Annotated in this window: 6 protein-coding genes; 4 read left to right on the top strand and 2 right to left on the bottom strand. The window is 50.7% G+C overall.

From position 1 onward, the window contains the following. Window positions 1-551 precede the first annotated feature (551 nt). Entirely contained in the window at window positions 552-1,070 is a 519-nt protein-coding gene (locus tag H6F43_RS10495; protein WP_190342723.1) for a hypothetical protein, read from the top strand. Between the two features lie 85 nt (window positions 1,071-1,155). Here H6F43_RS10495 and H6F43_RS10500 read toward each other — a convergent pair whose 3' ends face one another. After that, window positions 1,156-1,335, bottom strand: a complete 180-nt coding sequence (locus H6F43_RS10500) for a YqaE/Pmp3 family membrane protein (RefSeq protein ID WP_190342724.1) — start codon at window positions 1,333-1,335, stop codon at window positions 1,156-1,158. A 299-nt stretch (window positions 1,336-1,634) separates the two neighbouring features. Between H6F43_RS10500 and sir the strand changes: the two genes are divergently transcribed. The 3 genes from sir (at window position 1,635) to H6F43_RS10515 (ending at window position 4,417) form a co-directional block, all read left to right on the top strand. Next, window positions 1,635-3,641 carry a sulfite reductase, ferredoxin dependent gene (gene sir / locus H6F43_RS10505; RefSeq protein WP_190342725.1) on the top strand — a complete coding sequence of 669 codons (2,007 nt, stop codon included), beginning with the start codon at window positions 1,635-1,637 and terminating at the stop codon, window positions 3,639-3,641. Between the two features lie 145 nt (window positions 3,642-3,786). Then, complete coding sequence (locus tag H6F43_RS10510) at window positions 3,787-4,131, top strand: type II toxin-antitoxin system RelE/ParE family toxin (RefSeq protein ID WP_190342728.1); 345 nt, start codon at window positions 3,787-3,789, stop codon at window positions 4,129-4,131. Further along, complete coding sequence (locus H6F43_RS10515) at window positions 4,118-4,417, top strand: transcriptional regulator (protein ID WP_347272395.1); 300 nt, start codon at window positions 4,118-4,120, stop codon at window positions 4,415-4,417. The genes H6F43_RS10510 and H6F43_RS10515 overlap by 14 nt, the downstream gene beginning before the upstream one ends. Window positions 4,418-4,573: 156 nt before the next feature. Here H6F43_RS10515 and H6F43_RS10520 read toward each other — a convergent pair. Continuing rightward, window positions 4,574-5,506 (bottom strand): histidinol-phosphate transaminase (locus H6F43_RS10520; RefSeq protein ID WP_190342727.1); only part of this gene is annotated, 933 nt, incomplete at its 5' end.

Consider the following 5,506-nt stretch of genomic DNA (forward strand, 5'->3'; position numbering starts at 1 on the left):
ACGAAAGTGGACAAATTGATTGCCGATTTAACGACTGAAACCGTTGCTTCTGTGACTGGCTTTGGCTTTATTGTAGATGCGCTATCTGTCGCAGGCATTTTTTGATTTGGTATGACTCGCGATCGCAGCCTCTTAATCAGGCTTGCTGAGAAGGCTGTAACTAAAAATTAATAGTTTGTCAAATTTTCCTGTAGGTATTTTGACTTACTGATTCTTTTTAAGCACACACTTATTAACTTTTGAAAAGAAATGCAGCTAAATCTTGCGATGGTGCCCGTTAGAATCTCATAATCAGTCACCATAAATGGTTGAACTGCAATATTAATCATGGCTGCGTTATGCATCTAGCAAGGCAGTGATTCAGTGCTAAGGCACGATCAGTTCTGAGCGATGAGTTTTCATCAACTTCCAACACACAACAGGAACCCATTGCAGCTACAACAGTGGTATGGGCAGCTTGCCAAGTGAGAGGGTTTCTCTCAAACAAAATTTTTAATTGATAGTTCTCGATTTGGCGCCCGTAGATTCGTACATATGTTAGGAGAGTTGTAATGAGCGGTCTTCTTAATTTTGTCAAAAGTATATTCTCAGGAGTCTTTGGATTTTTAGGTGGACTGGTCAATCCATCGAAGTCAAGATACTTTCTAGAGCTAGAGGATGCTAAGCCAGCAGGGGCAGGTGCCTTACCAGCTAAAGCAATTCCGGCTGAATCTCCGAAACCAACCCCAGTTCAAACACAGTCTCAGCCCGTCGCGGCAGCTAAACTTGAGCCAGTGTCTCAGCCTCCAGCGCCCGCTCTGGCAGCAAAAACAGAACCGGAAGCGGCGTCTGCTCCTAAAGAAGAGACGAAGTCATCAAAAGCAAAGTCTCCCAAAGTAGAAAACTTTGCCTCGGCTGAAAAAGCCCCAGACCAAGCGGCGATCGCAAATGCTCTCAACCTGCCCCAGCCTGCAGTCGCCACCTTTGCACCAAACTATCTGACGCCGACTGCAACCTCTAGCCGTCGCCGCCCCGGTGCCAACATGAGTTCGTATCTAGACATGGCGCGTCAAGTGAAGACACCCGGTTAGATAGGTGGGTGTATCCCAGCCTTAAAACGCAAAGACGTCCAAATTGGACGTCTTTGCAGTATGTAGCCGCAATTAAGTTCTTAGGCTAATAGGCTTCAGCGTTTTCGTAATGCTTTTGCACAACCCACAAAGCGTGGATGATTCCAGGTACATAGCCCAAGAAGGTCAGACCTAAGTTAATCAAGAAGGCAGGACTTAGCCCCATCGTCAGGAAAACTCCCAGAGGCGGCAGCAGAATTGCTGAAATAAATCGCGCAAATTTCATAAGATATCACCAAATTTTTCAAGCTTTCATACTTGCATTCTCCTAAAGCCGTGAGACTAGCTGCCTCTCTCCAAAGAGTCAAACCAGACGTCCCTCAGACGGAGATCGAACAGCTAAGCTTGAGAATTTGTTAGGAAGCAGGTGGAAACTAAAAACCAGTGATAGGATCAAAAATATTCACATAACCCGACCGATTTACCGGAAAACCTTGAAGCGCGATCGCGCTTCAAGGCTGTTGTGTCTCCATAGTCGAGCCGTGGTCCACGTGTCTACAATATTGTTTTACTTGCCGCCGATCGATGGTCACCACTCCTACAAATCCGATTGTTCGCAAACCCTCCAAAGTGGAAGGGCTAAAAGAGCGCAGCAGCTTTTTGCGTGAGCCTGTTGCGTCTGAACTGCTGCTTGACACCACCCACTTCAGCGAAGACGCAATTCAGATTCTCAAATTCCACGGTTCTTATCAGCAAGACAACCGGGATAACCGCATCAAGGGGCAGGAAAAAGACTACCAGTTCATGCTGCGAACTCGCAGTCCCGGTGGTTTCATTCCGCCGCAGTTGTACCTGACGTTCGACCGCCTGGCAGACGAGTACGGTAACCAGACCATTCGCGCGACAACGCGGCAAGGCTTTCAGCTTCATGGCGTGCTGAAAAAGAACTTGAAAGCGGCGATCGCCGCGATCGTCCGCAACATGGGTTCCACTCTGGGCGCGTGCGGCGACGTGAACCGCAACGTTATGGCTCCTCCGGCTCCGTTTCGCAATCGCCCGGAGTATCAGTACGCCTACGAATACGCCAACACGATCGCGGACCTACTGACGCCGCAGACCGGAGCCTACTACGAAATTTGGCTGGACGGCGAAAAAGCAATTTCTGCTGAAGAGCATCCTGAAGTTGTTGCTGCCCGCCAGCGCAACGGTAATGGCACGATCGTCCACGACACCGAAGAACCGCTCTACGGCACTCACTACATGCCGCGTAAGTTCAAGGTCTGCGTCACCGTGCCAGGAGACAACTCTGTTGATTTGTTCTCCCAGGATGTCAGCCTTGTCGTCATCACCAACTCCCAAGGCGAACTAGAAGGCTTCAACGTTTACGCAGGCGGCGGGCTCGGACGCACCCACAACAAAGAAGAAACCTTTCCTCGCGTGGCAGACCCGATCGGCTACGTCGAGAAAGCCGACGTGTACGACCTGATCAAGGCGATTTTGGCAACCCAGCGGGACTATGGCGATCGCACCGATCGACGGCACGCCCGCATGAAGTACCTCATAGAAGACTGGGGCGTGGACAAATTCCGCACCACCGTTGAACAGTATTTTGGTAAGTCGCTCCAGCCCTTTAAACCGCTGCCGGAGTGGAAATATCTCGATTTTCTGGGCTGGCACGACCAGGGAGACGGCAAGCAGTTTGTCGGCATTTCGGTTCAGAACGGTCGAATTAAGAATGACGGCGCATTTCAGCTAAAAACTGCTCTGCGGGAAATTGTGCAGCGGTTCAATCTGCCGATCCTGCTGACTCCCAGCCAGGATGTGATTCTGTATGACATCGATCCAGCCCAGCAGGCAGAGATTCAGCAGATTCTCGATCGCAGTGGCATCAAGCGCGAAACGGAAATCGATCCGCTCGAGCGCTACTCGATGGCGTGCCCTGCGCTGCCTACCTGCGGACTGGCAACCACTGAGTCGGAACGCGCCATTCCTGGTATTTTGGAGCGGATTCGACGGCTGCTTGTAAGTGTGGGTCTGCCCGATGAGTCGTTTATTGTCCGTATGACGGGCTGTCCAAATGGCTGCGCTCGTCCGTATCTAGCAGAGCTTGCCTTTGTGGGCAACGGTCCGAACGTCTACCAGATCTGGCTGGGTGCATCTCCGAATCAAACGCGCTTGGCGAAGCTGTACCTCGACAAAATGGCGATCGATGATTTGGAAACGACTCTGGAGCCACTCTTCGTCTACTTCCGCGATGAACGCAGCCCTGCTGAAAGCTTTGGGGACTTCTGCGATCGCCTTGGCTTCGATGCCCTCCGCACCTTCGCGGATGCCTATGGCTCCATCGCTCCGGTTGCCGACACGATTACTGAAGCAGAAGCTGAGGCGGAAACCGCTGCCGAACTCGTCGCGCCGATCAATGACCTTGACACAGCGCTCTCTACTACAGGTGCTGTTGCCGCCAAAGTGCGCCGCCGTGTCACTGTGCGCGAAGACGTGTACACCCGCCTGCAAGCGATTGCCGCGCAGCAAGGCAAGCCCATTAGCTACTTAGCTACTGAGGCGATCGAGGCATACCTCAAAACCCTGTAGTCTGCAAAAACCTGTAGTCTGAACAACCTAAGGGGGAAGCGATCACGATCGCTTCCCCCTCGTCGTTTAACCTAACAGCAGTTGAATCACAAATAGGTTGGCGATCGTCGAAAGAGAACAAAAATTCGCCGTGTATCTGCTTTTTATGGAATCAACACCGAGAGAGCTTTTAATCTATGAAACTGAGCAAGGAGACGCTCCATTCTCATCCTGGCTAGATTCCTTACGAGATCGTGAGGCTAGAGCAAGAATCAAGAAACGATTAGATAGAGTAGCTTTGGGGAACTTTGGTGACTACCGCTCCGTTGGAGATGGAATTTTTGAGCTTAGAATTGATTATGGACCTGGTTATCGAGTGTACTTTGCGCAAGTTGGGATGCTAATTCTTCTGCTATTATGCGGTGGAGACAAAAGCACTCAGAATCAGGACATCATACAAGTTAAGCAGTTCTGGGCTGACTTTAAACAACGTGGAAATGCCAACAAGTAGGAGCTATCGTTCTTATCTGATTGAGTCTCTCAAAGATACTCAAGAGGCAGCAGCTTATTTAGATGCCGTCTTAGAGGATGGCAGTTTTGAGGAGGTGCGCTTAGCATTGACAAACGTTGCGGAAGCTCAAATCTCAATATTGGAAGATACGCAACTAGTTTCACATCGAAGAGAAATTTACGAAACGCTGTCTCAGCAAAATCAATTGGATTTTTCTACTTTACTAAAAATATTGAGTGAGCTGGGCTTTAGGATATCTATTGCACCTCGGAGAAAGGCTGCTTAATAATTGAGCGTCAAAAGCTGACTTCTCATAACGCGGTTAGAGCAGACCTACAAAGGTTTTGCGCTTCGTTCAAAGTTTTTTATCGCTGTTTAACCACACCGTTAAACACTTGTCCTTAGGAAATTGATACAAAGCCTTCAAACTCCTTTAGAAAAATCACTGAAGCAAGCTAATCAAAGCTTCCAGCAGCGTCTGATTTTGCTCATTAGTGCCTACTGAAATTCGCAGCTTGTCACTCAGTCCTGCCTGCTTGAAGTAGCGCACCAAAATTCCTCGCTCCTTCAGCCCCAGATACAGCCGCTCTGCCTCACCATCTGGCGGAGTCGCCAAGACAAAATTTGCCTGGGAGTCCCGCACGGCGAAGCCCAAATTCTTTAGGTCAACGCTTAGCTTTGCCCGTGACGCCTTCACCTTCTCAGCGCAGGCTTTCATATACGCTTGGTCGCGCATTGCAGCCGCTCCCACTGCGGTAGCGATCGCGTCGATGTTGTAGCTATCTTTCACCTTAAACAGACCCGCTAGCAGAGCCGGATTTGCAACACCAAATCCCAGCCGCAATCCAGCTAGCGAATAGCCCTTGGACATCGTTCGCAGCACGATTACATTCTCAAACTCTCGCACTAGCGGCAGCGCCGAAAATTCGGCAAAGTCGGCGTAGGCTTCGTCGATCGCCAGCACTCCCATCACCCGTCGTGCCAGCTCTCGCAAATCATCCAGCGACACGGAATGTCCAGACGGGCTGTTTGGCGAGGCAATAAACGTGACTGCTCCCTGCGCCGCCACCAGATCCGCGATCGGCAATTCAAAATTCGGTAAATAGGGAATCTCGACCACAGTCGCAGGCTGCATCGCTGCTAAGGTGCGGTACAGCACATACGTCGGCATTGGGTAAACAACCGCGCGATCGTGCCCTTCTGCACAGGCACGAATCAACACATTCAGCACATCATCGCTGCCGTTGCCGACGATTACCCAATCGGGAGGCACATCCAGTGCTTCACTCACCGCCGAGCAAAACTCCCGCGCAAATGGATCGGGATAGCGGCGTAGCCACTCTCCATCGAGAGTCCGCAGCACCGCCATCGCCTC

Origin of the sequence: Leptolyngbya sp. FACHB-36, from assembly GCF_014695955.1 — a bacterium.
GTDB lineage: Bacteria > Cyanobacteriota > Cyanobacteriia > Leptolyngbyales > Leptolyngbyaceae > FACHB-36.

What these genes read in the sequence shown, in the direction of transcription:
- H6F43_RS10500 (WP_190342724.1), bottom strand. Translation starts at nt 1,335, where the DNA reads ATGAAATTTGCGCGATTTATTTCAGCAATTCTGCTGCCGCCTCTGGGA.
- H6F43_RS10495 (WP_190342723.1), top strand. Translation starts at nt 552, where the DNA reads ATGAGCGGTCTTCTTAATTTTGTCAAAAGTATATTCTCAGGAGTCTTT.
- sir (WP_190342725.1), top strand. Translation starts at nt 1,635, where the DNA reads ATGGTCACCACTCCTACAAATCCGATTGTTCGCAAACCCTCCAAAGTG.
- H6F43_RS10515 (WP_347272395.1), top strand. Translation starts at nt 4,118, where the DNA reads ATGCCAACAAGTAGGAGCTATCGTTCTTATCTGATTGAGTCTCTCAAA.
- H6F43_RS10510 (WP_190342728.1), top strand. Translation starts at nt 3,787, where the DNA reads ATGGAATCAACACCGAGAGAGCTTTTAATCTATGAAACTGAGCAAGGA.